Source organism: Massilia endophytica (assembly GCF_021165955.1).
In the GTDB taxonomy this organism is placed as follows: domain Bacteria; phylum Pseudomonadota; class Gammaproteobacteria; order Burkholderiales; family Burkholderiaceae_D; genus Rugamonas; species Rugamonas endophytica.
This window is the reverse complement of record NZ_CP088952.1, coordinates 776,327-791,955: the sequence shown is the minus strand read 5'-3', so window position 1 is coordinate 791,955 and position 15,629 is coordinate 776,327. Positions and strand designations below refer to the sequence as shown.

General features: G+C 64.6%; 11 protein-coding genes. 8 read left to right on the top strand and 3 right to left on the bottom strand.

Going from position 1 to position 15,629, the window contains the following annotated elements; all coding sequences use genetic code 11:
- Positions 1–8: 8 nt before the first annotated feature.
- The 3 genes from LSQ66_RS03655 to LSQ66_RS03645 are packed head-to-tail and all read right to left on the bottom strand — an operon-like array spanning position 9 to position 5,664.
- On the bottom strand, positions 9–2,831 hold the full coding sequence (locus tag LSQ66_RS03655; RefSeq protein ID WP_231768459.1) for a glycosyl hydrolase 115 family protein: 2,823 nt from the start codon (positions 2,829–2,831) through the stop codon (positions 9–11).
- A 2-nt stretch (positions 2,832–2,833) separates the two neighbouring features.
- Complete coding sequence (locus tag LSQ66_RS03650) at positions 2,834–4,411, bottom strand: glycoside hydrolase family 43 protein (RefSeq protein WP_231768458.1); 1,578 nt, start codon at positions 4,409–4,411, stop codon at positions 2,834–2,836.
- Positions 4,408–5,664 (bottom strand): SGNH/GDSL hydrolase family protein, encoded by a 1,257-nt coding sequence (locus LSQ66_RS03645; protein ID WP_231768457.1) that lies wholly within the window; start codon positions 5,662–5,664, stop codon positions 4,408–4,410. Before LSQ66_RS03645 ends, LSQ66_RS03650 begins: the two co-directional genes overlap by 4 nt.
- Positions 5,665–5,714: 50 nt before the next feature.
- On the opposite strand from LSQ66_RS03645, the gene LSQ66_RS03640 reads away from it, so the two are divergent.
- The 8 genes from LSQ66_RS03640 (at position 5,715) to LSQ66_RS03605 (ending at position 15,593) form a co-directional block, all read left to right on the top strand.
- On the top strand, positions 5,715–7,112 hold the full coding sequence (locus LSQ66_RS03640; protein ID WP_231768456.1) for an enolase C-terminal domain-like protein: 1,398 nt from the start codon (positions 5,715–5,717) through the stop codon (positions 7,110–7,112).
- A 22-nt stretch (positions 7,113–7,134) separates the two neighbouring features.
- Entirely contained in the window at positions 7,135–8,376 is a 1,242-nt protein-coding gene (locus LSQ66_RS03635) for a fumarylacetoacetate hydrolase family protein (protein ID WP_231768455.1), read from the top strand.
- Between the two features lie 23 nt (positions 8,377–8,399).
- Positions 8,400–9,167, top strand: coding sequence for an SDR family NAD(P)-dependent oxidoreductase (locus tag LSQ66_RS03630; protein ID WP_231770042.1), 768 nt, complete (start codon positions 8,400–8,402; stop codon positions 9,165–9,167).
- Complete coding sequence (locus LSQ66_RS03625) at positions 9,164–10,048, top strand: SMP-30/gluconolactonase/LRE family protein (protein WP_231768454.1); 885 nt, start codon at positions 9,164–9,166, stop codon at positions 10,046–10,048. The genes LSQ66_RS03630 and LSQ66_RS03625 overlap by 4 nt, the downstream gene beginning before the upstream one ends.
- Positions 10,045–11,814 carry an IlvD/Edd family dehydratase gene (locus LSQ66_RS03620; protein ID WP_231768453.1) on the top strand — a complete coding sequence of 590 codons (1,770 nt, stop codon included), beginning with the start codon at positions 10,045–10,047 and terminating at the stop codon, positions 11,812–11,814. Before LSQ66_RS03625 ends, LSQ66_RS03620 begins: the two co-directional genes overlap by 4 nt.
- 100 nt (positions 11,815–11,914) lie before the next feature.
- Complete coding sequence (gene xylF, locus LSQ66_RS03615) at positions 11,915–12,883, top strand: D-xylose ABC transporter substrate-binding protein (RefSeq protein WP_231770041.1); 969 nt, start codon at positions 11,915–11,917, stop codon at positions 12,881–12,883.
- A 10-nt stretch (positions 12,884–12,893) separates the two neighbouring features.
- Positions 12,894–14,435, top strand: coding sequence for a D-xylose ABC transporter ATP-binding protein (gene xylG / locus LSQ66_RS03610; protein WP_231768452.1), 1,542 nt, complete (start codon positions 12,894–12,896; stop codon positions 14,433–14,435).
- Between the two features lie 15 nt (positions 14,436–14,450).
- Complete coding sequence (locus LSQ66_RS03605) at positions 14,451–15,593, top strand: sugar ABC transporter permease (protein WP_231768451.1); 1,143 nt, start codon at positions 14,451–14,453, stop codon at positions 15,591–15,593.
- Positions 15,594–15,629 lie beyond the last annotated feature (36 nt).

The window sequence follows — 15,629 nt, the reverse complement described above, 5'->3', positions numbered from 1 at the left end:
TCTCCGTATTATTTTCTTGGGCTCTCGGGCGGCCCGAGATAACTGGGCTCGAGGCCTCCCGCATCGATCACCAGCTTCTGCACCACGAGGCCGGGATCGACCGCCCAGAATTTCAGCGTATGCGCTCCCGCCTGCGGCAGGCGATGCTTCGATGTGAACTGCGCAGCGCCATCTCCCACTATCTTTTCCCAGTGCGCGAGGGACTGGTCGGCATGCACATTCACGATCTGCGGCGGCTCGTCGTCGAAGGAAATGCCGTAGCGCAGGCCCTGCCCCGGCTGGAACTTCAGGGTCGGCGCCAGCGTTACCTGCACCGTCACTTCGCCCGCCTTGTGCAGGACCACGGGGTACTCAAGGTGCGAGGCCTGCTCTGCGCCCGCCGATCCCGCCTCGACCGACGTCATGCCGGACAGCGTGCGTCCATGGTCCGGCACCCGCAGCCATTGACGCCCAGCCGACGCCAGCGCCCTGGCATAGTGTTCCGCTTCGATGGACACAACGCCATTCGTTTCAGTGAAGCCCGGCGCGGCATGCTGCTTCCGCACGGGCACACGTACCTTAGCTTCCGCGCCATCCGGGCCGGAAACGGTGAGCATGGCCTGCTGCTCGCCTTCGGGAACGTCATTCCAGTTCGCGCTGATCCAGACCCGCTGCTCGCTGGTGACGGCGCCCTTGGTCTGGCTGACCTTCAGCCAGCGCTGGTCGCTGCGGATGGAATAGGCAAACGGCTTGCTTCCGCGGTTGAACACATCGATGAAACGCGGCTGCCCGTCCGCCATCTCCAGCGTGGGCACGGCAAGTGCATCGCCGCCAGGCCCCGGCCACACCTGTTCACTGCCTTCCACGGCAACGCCCATGTCGCCTGCCTCGGGCAGCTGGATTTCGGTCACCGCAGGCATGACATTGCGTGGCGGCTGGTTCCAGTAGGTATAGCCCAGATGCGTCTGCGACATCATGTGGTTCCACTTGCCGCCGTTGATAGTATGGTAGCGGCGCGTCAACGCTGCATCTTCGCGAAACAGGGCGCGCACACGTTCGGCGAGCGCATTGGCCGAGGCCCTGCCCTGCTTCGCATACAGCCGGTTCTGGCCCGCGCTCACCATCATCTCGTTCAGCACCGCGCCAGCCTGCACGGGGTGCAGCACCAGCTGGAAGAAGGCATCGCGGCGCGCGGCTGGCAACTTCGCTGAAACGTCCTGTGCGCGCTTGGCGATGGTCTTGTAGTCCTCCACCACCCGCTCCGCCTCCCGGTAGTTCAGGAGGCTGTAGGTGGTGGGCTCCAGCATCTCCGGCCTGCGGCGGCTGTTGTACCTGGTGTACTTCGAAACGATATCGGCGATGTCGGCCGCGTATTCCTGTCCGAATTCCCGGGCAGCCCAGAGCTTCAGGTACTCCGGCAGCCGCTCGGCGGGCCACTTCGCGGGGTTCCAGGCATAGCTGAGGAAGAACTCGATAGGCACCTCCATCGGCTTCAGGTCGCCCACATTCACGATCCACATGCGCGTGGCCTCATGCTTCCACGCCAGATGCATCTGCTCCCAGACTTTCGGGAGCGGTGTAACGTTCAGCCATTTGTAGGATCGCGGGCCGCCGACGTAGTCGAAGTGGTAGTAGACGCCCGCACCGCCGGGCCGCTTGCGTTCTTCCGCCGTGGGCAGGCGCCGGATATTGCCCCAGTTGTCGTCACACCACAGCAGCAGCACGTCGTCCGGCACCCGCATGCCTTTCTCATAGTATTCCTGCACCTCCTTGTACAGCGCCCATGCCTGGGGCACTTCGCTGAGGCGGGGGTTGATCTCCTGCGTAATCATCTCGCGCTGGTCGCGTACGATGCGCTGCAGCAGCGCCACATTCGATTCCTCGGACATGGGCTCGTCGCCGTCGCCACGCATGCCCAGGGTAAACACCTTCTCGTAGTCCCGCGTATTGCGCAAGCCGCCGCGCCAGAAATCCTTCAGCACCTGCTCGTTGCGCTGGTAGTCCCATGGGCCCGTGCCGTGGCGGTGCCACGCCTTCTGTGCCCGCATCATCGGTTCGTGGTGCGAGGTGCCCATGACAATGCCATATTCGTCCGCCAGCTTGCCGTTGAGCGGATCGTCATCGAAGAAGGCGGCATCCCACATGGCGGGCCACAAGTAATTGCCGCGCAGGCGCAGAATCAGCTCGAATACCTTCTCGTAGAAGCGATGGTTATAGCCGCCATAGCGCTGTTTCGCCCACCCGGTCAGCGCCGGAGCCTCGTCGTTCAGGAAAATGCCCCGGTACTGCACGACAGGAGCATCGCTCACCGCTTGCGCGGCGCTGACGGCGATGGTGGCATGCCGGACCGGCGGCACATCCGCCCACCAGTACCAGGGCGATACGCCGATCTGTTCGGACAGTTCATATATTCCGTAGATCGTTCCCCGCTTGTCGCTGCCCGCAATGACCAACGCCTGCGACACGCCGGGCATTGGATTGTCGATGGTCTGCATCATCCATCCCTCCCATTTGCCGCGAATGGAAGATGCGTCGAGCTTTCCCGAAGCAATGAGCTGGTCCACCAGGGCGCTGCGGCCGATGGTGCCGACGATGACAGCCTGCTTTCCAGCAGCCGGGCCGAGCTTCAGGGCGGGCAAGGCGCCGCTGACACGCTGGATATCGGCCTGCAGGTCCCGCGCGGCACGGATCACGCCCGGCCAGTCCTGCGGGTCAAGATGAAGCGGCGCGGCCTTGCCGCCCGAAGCGACCACCAGGGCGCCAGTGTCGTTCCCAAACCGGACCACATTGTTCCCGCCGAGTGCAAACGCAGGTGTGGCGAGAAGCCACAGGACAATACCCAGGATTTTCACTATCAGTCTCCGAGCGCTTCGTAGTCGAACCAGGCAAAGTCCGCTGGCGCCATATTATTTTCACCGTCCGCATACATGCCGACAAAGACTCCCGTGAAACCGCCGGCGTTCTCGGAGGACAGCGGCGCGGCCGGAGCTTCGCCGAGCTTCTTCATCGCTCCTTCGGCCATGGCATAGGAGAATTCATATCGGTCCGGGAACGATTCGATCTGGAGCCTGGCTGCACCCACAGGCAGCGGCGCGGACGCGACAACGCTTGTACGGCCTTTCACCCGCTGCACCAGTTCCACACGCCGGTGCGCCACGCCCGTTATGCGCAGTGCGTAATGGTTGTCTTCATTCTGGCGCAGCACCAGACCTGCCGCCTGCCGTTCGCCCGACGGCGAAAACTCGACTTGCGCGGCTGCCCGCATATGCAAATGCTGCTGGCGGCGGGCGACGAACGCTGGGGAGGCAACATCCGCCAGCGTTTCTGCCGAACCTTTCAGACGGAGGAAGCCGGGACGTTCGCTGAGCGACCATTTATCCCTCGCCGCGGTGCGCAGGTGCGTCCAGTGCGGGGCAAGCTTCCCTGTATTGAACTGTGTGCGCACCGGTTCCGCTGGCCAGGGGTGGGGCGCAGGCAGGCCATCCACTGTCATCGTCGTGCCGATGGCCTTGCCCCCATTGACGACCGGCCAGCCTTCCGCCGTCCACTCCACCGGCGCGAGCAGCGTTTCCCGGCCAAGATGGTGATTGCGCTGCTGCGGCCGAATGCCGAGCAACACCATCCACCATTTGCCATTCTCCGCCTGAACCAGGTCGCCGTGGCCGGTCGCCTGCAGCGGCAGCTCGGGATATCCGCGGTGAGTCAGAATGGGATTGCCGCTGAAGGCATCGAACGGCCCCCAGGGCGAACGGGAGCGTGCAATGGTGATCGAATGGTCGTAAGAGGTGCCGCCTTCGGAGATCATCAGGTAGTACCAGCCGCCGATCTTGTACAGGTGAGGACCTTCCGGCCAGACGCCGCCGGTGCCGGGCCACACAAGACGGGCTTCGCTTGCCAGCTTCCCGGTCTTCATATCGATCTCGGCCTGATATACGCCCCCGTGTTCGCCGCCGCCATGCCGGGTGTAATAGACCTTGCCGTCGTCGTCGAAGAGCAGCGAGGGGTCCATGCCGAATACGGATTCCTTCAGCCACACGGGCTCCGACCACTCGCCCGCCGGGTCCTTCGTGTGAACGTAGAAGTTCCCGCCGTTTTCGATATTGGTGGTGATGAGGTAGAAGTTCCCTTCGTGGCAGCGCAGTGTGGGCGCAAAGATGCCGCGCGAGGCGCGCTGCCCCTTCAGCGGCAACTGGCTTTCCCGCGTCAGGGCGTGGCCGATCTGGCGCCAGTGCACCAAGTCGCGGCTGTGGTAGATCGGCACACCGGGGAAGTACTCGAAACTGCTGGTGGCCAGGTAGTAGTCCTTGCCGACGCGGCAGATGCTGGGGTCCGGGTTGAAGCCGGACACCACCGGGTTCCGGTAGCTCACGGGCGAAGCGGCAGCGGCCAGCGCCGCCGCCATGCCGAGCGCAATCAGCAGCGCGCGGATCATCGGCCAGCCTCGCACTTGCGCAGCGCCTTCAGCGGAACGGCATCCGCCATAAGCCGGAATCCTGCCAGCGAGGGATGAAGGCCGTCGATATCGGCTTCCTTGCGCATGCGGTCCGGCTGGGCAGGATCGCGCAGGACGGCATCGAAATCCACAACTGCATCGAATACGCCAGAGGTGCGTATCCATTCGTTCAGCTGCAGCCTGTCTGCCTCGTTCCCCGGGCCGGGCTTGTAGTAGTCGCTGTTACCGTATGGGGTCAGCGTGGCGCCGATCACACAGATGCCGTGCAGATGCGCACGTTCGACCAGCTGGCTGTGCGCGGCTTTCAGGTCTTCCACCAGCTTTGCCCGGGCCTCCGCCGAGTCCTGCCCCTCGCGGCGCAGCACACCGAAGTCGTTCACGCCGATGAGAACGATGGCATGGCTGATGCCTGCGCGGCCGATCACGTCGCGGCCGAAACGCGAAGCGAGGTTGAAGCCTGCCCCGTCCCGCAGCAGCCGCCCGCCTCCAATACCGGCATTCACCACGCCCATCGGCTGCCCTGCGCGCGCCATGCGCTCAGCCAGCAGGTCCGTCCAGCGTGTGCTGGTATCGGTGGTGACGCCGTAGCCGTCGGTAATGGAATCGCCCACCACGGCAATGGCCTTCTGCGTGCGCGGCGCCAGTACTTCAATGTCCGATAGCGCATACCAGTGCACGATCCTTCCTGCATCGGGCCAGGCGGTGTCCAGCACGCTATCGCCTTTGGTGAAGAAACTGGTGGTGCGCGAGCCGGGGTGTCCGGTCTGGCGCGCCGGGGCGGCGCCGAAGTAAAGGGTCACTGCAAGATTGCTGCCCGCCTTCTGGTCGAAATCCAGGGCATCGCTGTAATACTCCGCCCCTGCCGGGATCATGACGGCATCGCGCCCGCCAAAGGTGAGGCGCTTCGCATCCGTAACGCCGGACTGCCCGAGGGCCACCGCGTGCGCAATGCTGGCGCCCTTCACTTCCAGGGGTTCGGCGCCGAAGGCATTGCTGATGCGAACGCGCAGGCGCTTGCCGCCCAGCGAGGTATGGACGATCTGGCGCAGGCTGCCGTCGCGCCAGTGTTCGGCGGGCAGTTCATCGGCAGGCGACGGCACCATCTGCGCGGAGCCCCAGGCAGCTACCCAGTGCCAAGGCTCCTGCTTCCGGGAATCCGCCGCGTGGGCCGGGAGAGCGCAAATCATCATGCTGGTGACACAAACGCGCATCAGGCGCTGAACTGCTTGCATAAATCCCTCACACGGTGTTATGGTAGCGCTATTCATTTTAGGTGAATTCAATGGTACAAGCAACAAAAACGGAGACAAGCGGCAGCCCTGTCGTCACCAGCATGCAGGTGATTCCCGTCGCAGGCTATGACAGCATGCTGTTCAACCTGTGCGGCGCCCATGCACCGTATTTCACGCGCACGCTCGTGCTGCTGAAAGACAGCGCCGGCCATACCGGCGTGGGGGAGGTTCCGGGTGGCGCGGGCATCCTGAAGGCCCTGGAGAATTCCGTTCCCCGGGTGGTCGGCACCGGGATCGGCCGCTTCAACCGCACCCTGAATTCCGTCCGGGAAGGTATCGCAGGCAAGGGCGCCAGCGGCATGCAGCACCAGGTGACTTCCGCCGCCGAGGCGGCGGTGCTGAAACAGCCGCACGAAATCAATCTCCGGCTCGAGAATGTGGTGACGGCCATCGAGGCCGCCCTGCTCGACCTGCTCGGCCAGCACCTGAATGTGCCCGTATGCGAGCTGCTTGGCTCCGGCCAGCAGCGCGATCGTGTTCCCATGCTGGCGTATCTGTTCTACATCGGCGACCGCCGGCGCACGGACCTGCCCTACCTGGCGGGCAGCGGCAGCCGGGACGACTGGTACCACATGCGCCACCAGGAAGCGGTGACCGCAGCCTCTATCGTCGCCCAGGCCGAAGCTTCTGTGGCGAAGTATGGCTTCCGCGACTTCAAGCTGAAAGGCGGCGTCATGCGCGGCGAGGAGGAGATGGAGGCTGTTGCGGGTATCAAGGCCCGCTTCCCGGAGTCGCGCGTTACCCTCGACCCGAACGGCGCATGGCCGCTGGACGAAGCGATCCGCCTGTGCCGCGGCCAGGGCCATGTGCTGGCGTACGCCGAGGACCCTTGCGGCCCCGAAAACGGCTACTCGGGCCGCGAAATCATGGCGGAGTTCCGCCGTGCCACCGGCATCCCTACCGCGACCAATATGGTGGCGACGGACTGGCGCCAGATGGCGCATTCGCACCTGCTGGGCGCCGTCGACATTCCACTGGCCGATCCGCACTTCTGGACCATGCAGGGTTCCGTGCGCCTGGCCCAGCTCTGCCAGGAATGGGGCATGACCTGGGGCTCCCACTCGAACAACCATTTCGATGTTTCGCTGGCCATGTTCACCCATGCCGCCGCTGCGGCTCCCGGCAATATCACGGCCATCGACACGCACTGGATCTGGCAGGAAGGCCAGGAGCGCCTGACGCGCGAGCCGCTCCGGATCGTGGGCGGCGAGGTCGCCGTGCCGGAGAAGCCGGGCCTGGGCATCGAACCGGACATGGACCGCATCGCCGCGGCGCATGAGCTGTACAAGAAAGTGGGCACCGGCGCGCGCGACGACGCCATGGCCATGCAGTACCTGATCCCGGGATGGACCTACTCTCCCAAGCTGCCAAGCCTCGGCCGCAGCTGAACATAAGAAAATGGAGACAAAAATGAAGCTTGCTTCAGCAATGCCGCAATTGCCGTCCGATCTGCAGGACGCATTGCTCGTCGGCCGCGTATGGCGGCGTGGCGAAATCAACGGCTCCCCCGTCGGCCGCCTATGGCGGCATGGAGAAGTCGACGGCCCGTGCGTGGTGGCGGTGCGGAACGGCGAGGTGATCGATATTACGCCGCATGCCGCAACCATGGCCGACCTGCTGGAGCGCGAGGACCTGTTGAGCATTGCCCGTTCCGCGCCCGGCGAAAGCCTGGGCCCCGTGCAGCGGCTGCTCGAAGCATCGCTGAATGCCGATCCCGTGGCGCCGCGCCTGCTGGCGCCCTGCGACCTGCAGGCCATCAAGGCCTGCGGCGTGACCTTCGCCGTCAGCCTGCTGGAGCGTGTAATCGAGGAACAGGCGGGCGGCGACGCTGCGCGCGCCGACGCCCTGCGCAAGTCCCTGCTGGAATCCATCGGCTCCGACCTTTCCAGCATCAAGCCCGGCTCGCCCGAGGCGGAGAAGCTCAAGCAGGAATTCATCAGCCGCGGCGCCTGGTCCCAGTATATGGAAGTGGGCATCGGCCCCTATGCCGAAGTGTTCTCGAAGTCCCAGCCCATGTCTGCCGTCGGTTTCGGCGCAGACGTGGGCCTGCATCCCGACTCCAAATGGAACAACCCCGAGCCGGAGATCGTACTGGCGGTGACCAGCCAGCGCAAAGTGGTGGGCGCCACCCTGGGCAATGACGTGAACCTGCGCGACATCGAAGGGCGCAGCGCCCTCCTGCTCGGCAAAGCCAAGGACAACAACGGCTCCTGCTCCATCGGCCCCTTCATCCGCCTCTTCGACGAAAAGTTCACCCTCGACACGGTCCGCGACGCCGAAGTGCGCCTGCGCATCGAAGGTGAAGACGATGGCTTCGTGCTCGACGGCGTCAGCAAGATGCGCCAGATCAGCCGCGACCCGCTCGATCTCGTCGCGCAAACCAGCGGCCCGCATCACCAGTATCCGGACGGCTTCATGCTCTTCCTCGGCACCATGTTCTCGCCGATCAAGGACCGCGATGCCGCCGGCGGCGGCTTCACCCATCACCTGGGCGACCGCGTTACCATCAGCACGCCGGCCCTCGGTGCCCTGATCAATCACGTGCAGCGCAGCGACCAGATCGCTCCCTGGACTTTCGGCGTTCGCGCCCTGTATCGCAACCTCGCGCGGCGCGGCCTGTCCTGCGCGGGGATCACAACTGGAGGTAAATAAGAATGGCTGGCGAAAGAAAACCGTTGGTGTATGCCACCTATCCCGACCTGGACGGCAAGCGTGTCGTCATTACGGGTGGCGGCACCGGCATTGGCGCAGCCATCGTCGATGCCTTCGTGAAGCAGGGCTCACAAGTCATTTTCCTGGACATCCAGGACGAAGCGTCGCTGGAACTGGAGAAGAGCCTGGGCGGCGCGAAGCACCCGCCCAAGTTCATTCACTGCGACCTGACCGACCTCGCGGCAGTGGGCGAGGTGTTCGCCCGGATCGAGAAGGACTACGGCCCCGCCGAAATCCTCGTCAACAATGCCGCGAACGACAACCGCCACAACATCAAGGACGTCACGCCCCAGTACTGGGACGACAGCCTCGCCGTCAACCTGCGCCACCAGTTCTTCTGCGCCCAGGCCGTCGCGCCGGGCATGAAGGCGAGCGGCGGCGGCGTGATCCTGAACTTCGGCTCCATCTCCTGGCACCTCGCCCTGGGCAAGCTGACGCTCTACATGACCGCCAAGGCCGCCATCGAAGGCCTGACGCGCGGCCTGGCCCGCGACCTGGGCTCGGCGGGCATCCGCGTCAATTGCATCATCCCTGGTTCCGTAAAGACGCCGCGCCAGATGGCGCTGTGGCACTCGCCCGAGGACGAGGCGGCCATCCTGGCTGCCCAGTGCCTGCACGAGCGCGTGGAGCCGGAAGACGTGGCCGCCCTCACCCTCTTCCTCGCCTCCGGCAACGCGGCGCGCTGCTCGGGCCGCGACTACTTCGTCGACGCAGGCTGGTACGGCTCATGAGCGCCTTCACGCCACAGTGCATCTGGGCCGCGGGGGCCAAGCTGGGCGAAGGCCCGGTGTGGCATGCGGGCGAGCGCGCGCTGTACTTTGTCGACATCAAGCTGCGCCAGCTGCACCGCTGCGCGGAGGATGGCGGATCGCGCCAGAGCTGGCCCATGCCGGATGAAACAGGCTTCGCCCTCCCCATGGCCGAAGGCGGCTTCGTTTGCGGCATGCCGGGGCGCCTGATGCGCTTCGATCCGCAGACCGGCGTGTTCCGACTGCTGCGCGAACTCGAAGCCGCCCTGCCCGGCAACCGCATGAACGACGGCTATGTGGGCCCGGACAACAGCCTGTGGTTCGGCTCCATGGACAATGCGGAAGTGGAGCCTACCGGTTCGCTCTACCGCCTGCGCGGCAACGGCCAGCTGCAGTCGCTCGACAGCGGCTATGTGATCACGAACGGCCCCGCCACCAGTCCGGATGGCCGCACCTTCTACCATACGGACACGCTGGAGAAAGTGGTCTACGCCTTCGACCTGGCCGACGACGGCAATCTCTCGAACAAGCGCCTATTCGTGCGCACCGAAGGCAGCGGGCACCCCGATGGCAACGCCGTCGATGCGGAAGGCAATGTATGGGTGGCCATGTTCGGTGGCTCGCGCACCGACTGCTACGCTCCGGACGGCAGGCTGGTACGCAGCGTGGCCTTCCCCTGCCCCAATATCACCAAGATCGCCTTCGGCGGCCCGGACCTCTGCACCGCCTTCGCCACCACCGCGTGGAAAGGCATGAGCGAGGCGCAGCGCAGTGAATTCCCGCTGGCGGGCGGCCTGTTCTCATTCCGCGTCGAGGCTCCCGGCCTGGCGCAGCACTCCTTTATCCTGCAGGATTCGCCATGACCAAGCGCCGCTACCGTTCCCAGGAATGGTTCGACAATCCGGACTTCATCGACATGACCGCGCTCTACCTGGAGCGCTTCATGAACTACGGGATCACGCCCGAGGAGCTCCGCTCCGGCAAACCGATCGTCGGCATTGCGCAATCGGGCAGCGACATCAGCCCCTGCAACCGCATCCACCTCGAACTGGCGAAGCGCGTGCGCGACGGCATCCGCGACGCGGGCGGCATTCCCATGGAATTCCCGCTGCATCCCATCTTCGAGAACTGCCGCCGCCCCACTGCCGCCATCGACCGCAACCTGGCGTACATGGGTCTCGTCGAGATCCTGCACGGCTACCCTATCGACGCCGTGGTGCTGACCACCGGCTGCGACAAGACCACGCCTGCCCAGCTGATGGCCGCATCCACCGTCGATATTCCAGCCATCGTGCTGTCCGGCGGGCCCATGCTGGACGGCTGGCTCGATGGTGAGCTGGTGGGTTCCGGCACCGCCATCTGGAAGGCACGCCGCCAGCTGGCGGCGGACGAAATCGACAAGGAGAAGTTCCTGCAGATCGCCACGGCCTCCGCGCCTTCGGCTGGCCACTGCAACACCATGGGAACGGCGTCCACGATGAACGCGATGGCCGAAGCCCTGGGCATGTCCCTTACCGGCTGCTCCGCCATTCCAGCGCCCTACCGCGAGCGCGGCCAGATGGCCTACGAGACCGGCCGCCGCATCGTGCAGATGGCGGAACAGGACATCCGTCCTTCGTCCATCCTTTCGCGCGACGCCTTCCTCGACGCCATTGTGGTGAATGCCGCCATCGGCGGCTCCACCAACGCGCAGCAGCACATCATGGCCATGGCCCGCCACGCTGGCGTGGAGCTGCATCCCTCGGACTGGATGGAATACGGCCACGACGTTCCGCTGCTGCTGAACATGCAGCCCTCCGGCAGATACCTCGGCGAGCGCTTCCACCGCGCAGGCGGCGTGCCTGCCGTGATGTGGGAACTGCATCAGGCGGGCAGGCTGCGCGCCAACCGTCCCACCGTCACGGGCAGGACGATGGCCGAGAACCTGCAGGGCCGCGAAACCGTGGACCGCGAAATGATCTGGCCATTCGCCGCGCCGCTGAAGGAACAGGCGGGCTTCATGGTCCTGAAGGGCAATCTCTTCGACTTCGCCATCATGAAGACCTCCGTCATTTCGCCGGAGTTCCGCCAGCGCTACCTGTCGCGGCCCGGGCAGGAAAACGTGTTCGAATGCCGCGCCATCGTGTTCGACGGCTCGGGCGACTACCACGACCGCATCAACGATCCTTCGCTGAACATCGACGAGAACTGCATTCTCGTGATCCGCGGCGCGGGGCCGATCGGCTGGCCGGGCTCCGCCGAGGTGGTGAACATGCAGCCGCCGGATGCGCTGATCAAGCGCGGCGTGCGCAACCTGCCGACGCTGGGCGATGGCCGCCAGTCCGGCACCTCGGACAGCCCTTCCATCCTCAACGCTTCGCCCGAGAGCGCGGTGGGCGGCGGGCTGGCGTATATCCGCACCGGCGACACCATCCGCATCGACCTGAATACCGGCAGCTGCAATATGCTGGTAAGCACCGAGGAGCTGGAAAAGCGCAAGGCCGAGGGCATTCCGCCCGTGCCGCCAAGCCAGACGCCGTGGCAGGAGATTTACCGCAGCACCGTTGGCCAGATGGAGTTCGGGGCCTGCATGGAGTTGGCTGTAGAGTATCGGGGGGTAGGACAGACCGTTCCACGGCATAACCACTGATGCCTTGACCACACAACACCGGCTGCATCCACGTAGATGACGGCTTCAATCTTAGGAGACAAAGATGAACAAGAAGTTTAAGGTGGCAATCCTGGGCGCGATGTTCGCGCTGGCAAGCGGCGCGGCCATGGCCGACGCAAAGAATCCGAAAATCGGCTTCTCCATCGACGACCTGCGCCTCGAGCGCTGGACCCGCGACCGCGACTACTTCGTGGCCGCTGCAGAGAAGATGGGGGCCAAGGTGTACGTGCAGTCCGCGGACGCCAGCGAACAGCGCCAGATCTCCCAGATCGAGAACCTGATCTCGCGCGGCGTGGACGTGCTGGTGATCGTTCCCTACAACGCCACGGTGCTCAACAACGCCGTGCGGGAGGCGAAGAAGTCCAGGATCAAGGTGGTCTCCTACGACCGCCTCATTCTCAATTCCGACATCGACGCCTACATCTCCTTCGACAACGAGAAGGTCGGCGAGATGCAGGCCCAGGCCGTGGTGGCCGCCAAACCGAAGGGCAACTACTACCTGCTGGGCGGCGCGCCCACCGACAACAACGCCAAGATGCTGCGCGAAGGCCAGATGAAGGTGCTGCAGCCCCTGGTGGACAAGGGCGACATCAAGATCGTGGGCAAGCAGTGGGTGAAGGACTGGAGCCCGTCCGAGGCGCTGGCCATCATCGAGAACGCCCTGACCGCGAACGGCAACAAGATCGACGCCATCGTGGCTTCCAACGACGCCACGGCGGGCGGCGCGATCCAGGCCCTGACGGCGCAGAAGCTGCAGGGCAAGGTGCCGGTCTCCGGCCAGGACGCCGACCTCGCGGCCGTGAAGCGCGTGATCGCGGGCACCCAGGCTGTCACTGTGTACAAACCCCTGAAGGTGCTGGCCTCGGAAGCGGCCAAGCTGTCCGTCCAACTGGTGCGCAACGAGAAGCCTGCCTTCAATGCCTCCTACAATAACGGCTTCAAGAAAGTGGACACCCTGCTCCTGAAACCGACGCCCCTGACCAAGGCGAATATCAATACGCTCGTGGACGACGGCTTCTACACGAAGGCCCAACTCTCCGCCAACTGAGCAGGGCCGCATGAGCGACTATCTTCTTGAGATGAAGAACATCGTCAAGCAGTTCGACGGTGTTCGCGCCCTGAACGGCATCGACATCAAGGTCAGGCCGGGCGAATGCATCGGCCTGTGCGGCGAGAACGGCGCCGGCAAATCCACACTGATGAAGGTGCTGTCCGGCGTGTACCCCTACGGCACCTGGGATGGCGAGATCCTGTGGCAAGGATCGCCCCTGCGTGCGCAGTCGATCCGCGAGACCGAGGAAGCAGGCATCGTCATCATCCACCAGGAACTGATGCTGGTACCCGAACTCTCCGTGACGGAGAACATGTTCCTCGGGAACGAGATCACCCTGCCCGGCGGACGCATGGACTACGACGCCATGAACCGCCGCGCCGAGGAGCTGCTGGCCGAACTCAATATCCGCGATATCAATGTGGTGCTGCCCGTGAAGCAGTACGGCGGCGGCTACCAGCAGCTGATCGAGATCGCCAAGGCGCTGAACAAGAAGGCGCGCGTGCTGATCCTGGACGAGCCTTCCTCCTCGCTCACGGCCTCCGAAATCGCCGTGCTCCTCGATATCGTGCGTTCGCTGAAAGAGAAAGGCGTGGCCTGCATCTATATCTCCCACAAGCTGGACGAGATCGAGGCCATCTGCGACACCATCGTCACCATCCGCGACGGCCAGCACATCGCCACCACACCCATGCGCGAGATGAACATCGACCGCATCATCGCCCAGATGGTGGGGCGGGAGATGAACCAGCTCTACCCCGAACGCAGGCATACCCCCGGCGAGGTGGTGTTCGAAGCGCGCAACGTGAACTGCTTCGATGCCGACAACCCGCAGCGCAAGCGCGTGGACAACATCTCCTTCACGCTGCGCAAGGGCGAAATCCTCGGCATCGCCGGGCTTGTGGGCGCGGGCCGCACGGAGCTCGTTTCGGCCATCTTCGGCGCTTACGAAGGACCGTGCGCGGCCGAGGTCTGGCTCGATGGCCGCAAGCTCGATACCGGCACGCCGCTGAAATCCATCCGCAGCGGCCTGGCCATGGTGCCGGAAGACCGCAAGCACCACGGCATTGTGCCGGACCTGAGCGTCGGCCAGAACATGACGCTGAGCGTGCTGCAGCAGTTCTCCCACGGAACCCGCATCAATCCGGAGGAAGAGCTGCGCACCGTGCGCGAGGAGATCGCGCGGCTGAAGGTCAAGACTGCCAGTCCCTTCCTGCCGATTACGGGCCTCTCCGGCGGCAACCAGCAGAAGGCCGTGCTGTCCAAGATGCTGCTGACCAAACCGAAGATCCTCATCCTCGACGAGCCGACGCGCGGGGTGGATGTGGGCGCGAAGTTCGAGATCTATCAGCTGATGCTCAATCTCGCCGCCGAGGGCGTGTCCATCATTATGGTCTCCTCCGAGCTGCAGGAAGTGCTGGGCGTGTCGGACCGCGTGCTGGTGATCGGCGAAGGCCAGCTGCGCGGGGACTTCGTCAACGAAGGGCTCACCCAGGAAACCCTGCTGGCGGCGGCCCTGGACCAGGATACGGCAGCCACGCTGCACTGAACATTCAGAACGATTATGAAAAGCACCCAACTCAAGAAGCTCTTCACGCAGTACAAAATCCTCGCCCTGCTGATCGCCATCGCGCTGATCTGGGCCTTCTTCTCCTGGAAGACGGAAGGCGGCTTCCTCACCCCGCGCAACATGTCCAACCTGATGCGGCAGATGGCCATTACCGGCATCGTCGCCTGCGGCATGTCGCTGGTGATCATCGCGGGCGAGATCGACCTCTCGGTCGGCTCCCTGCTTGGCCTGCTCGGCGGCGTGGCTGCCGTGCTGGATGTCACGCATGGCCTGCCGCTGCCCGTCAACCTGCTTGCCGTTCTGGCGGCGGGTCTCGCACTTGGACTGTTCAACGGCTACCTCACGGCCTACCTGCACATTCCCTCCTTCATCGTGGGCCTGGGCGGCATGCTGGCCTATCGCGGCATCGTGCTCGGCGTAACGGACGGCATCACCGTCGCGCCGGTATCGGACAACATGGTCCAGATCGGCCAGGGCTATCTCCCGCCGCAACTGGGCGTGCTCCTGGGCGTGGGCCTGTTTGCCGTGGCCATCTTCCTCGCGTGGAGCCAGCGCCGCAGCCGCGCCAAGCACGGGCTGCAGCAGGCGCCGGTCTGGCGCGACGCCGTGAAGATCGGCGCCATCGGCGCCGTGATCTTTGCCTTCGTGACGACCCTGAACAGCTATGAAGGCGTGCCGCTGCCGGTACTGCTCCTGCTCGCGCTCCTGGGCATCTTCACCTACATGACCACCCAGACCGTCTTCGGCCGCCGCATCTACGCCGTCGGCAGCAATATGGAGGCGACCCGCCTCTCGGGCATCAACGTGCAGGCCGTGAAGCTGTGGATCTTCGGGATCATGGGCCTCATGTGCGCGCTGGCGGGCATCGTCAATACGGCCCGCCTGGCCGCGGGCTCGCCTTCCGCAGGCACCTCCGGCGAACTGGATGCCATTGCTGCCTGCTTCATCGGCGGCACCTCCATGCGCGGCGGCTCGGGCACCGTGTACGGCGCGCTGATCGGCGCGCTCGTCATGGCCAGCCTCGATAACGGCATGTCCATGCTGGACGTGGATACCTACTGGCAGATGATCGTCAAGGGCCTGATCCTGACGCTGGCGGTGTGGGTGGATGTCGCCACACGCTCCGGCAAACGCTGAACGAACACCTCGAAAACAACAAAGGAGACAGCAGCA

Coding starts and splice junctions, on each gene's coding strand:
- LSQ66_RS03620 (WP_231768453.1), top strand. CDS start 10,045: ATGACCAAGCGCCGCTACCGTTCCCAGGAATGGTTCGACAATCCGGAC.
- LSQ66_RS03625 (WP_231768454.1), top strand. CDS start 9,164: ATGAGCGCCTTCACGCCACAGTGCATCTGGGCCGCGGGGGCCAAGCTG.
- xylG (WP_231768452.1), top strand. CDS start 12,894: ATGAGCGACTATCTTCTTGAGATGAAGAACATCGTCAAGCAGTTCGAC.
- xylF (WP_231770041.1), top strand. CDS start 11,915: ATGTTCGCGCTGGCAAGCGGCGCGGCCATGGCCGACGCAAAGAATCCG.
- LSQ66_RS03605 (WP_231768451.1), top strand. CDS start 14,451: ATGAAAAGCACCCAACTCAAGAAGCTCTTCACGCAGTACAAAATCCTC.
- LSQ66_RS03650 (WP_231768458.1), bottom strand. CDS start 4,411: ATGATCCGCGCGCTGCTGATTGCGCTCGGCATGGCGGCGGCGCTGGCC.
- LSQ66_RS03635 (WP_231768455.1), top strand. CDS start 7,135: ATGAAGCTTGCTTCAGCAATGCCGCAATTGCCGTCCGATCTGCAGGAC.
- LSQ66_RS03645 (WP_231768457.1), bottom strand. CDS start 5,664: ATGCAAGCAGTTCAGCGCCTGATGCGCGTTTGTGTCACCAGCATGATG.
- LSQ66_RS03640 (WP_231768456.1), top strand. CDS start 5,715: ATGGTACAAGCAACAAAAACGGAGACAAGCGGCAGCCCTGTCGTCACC.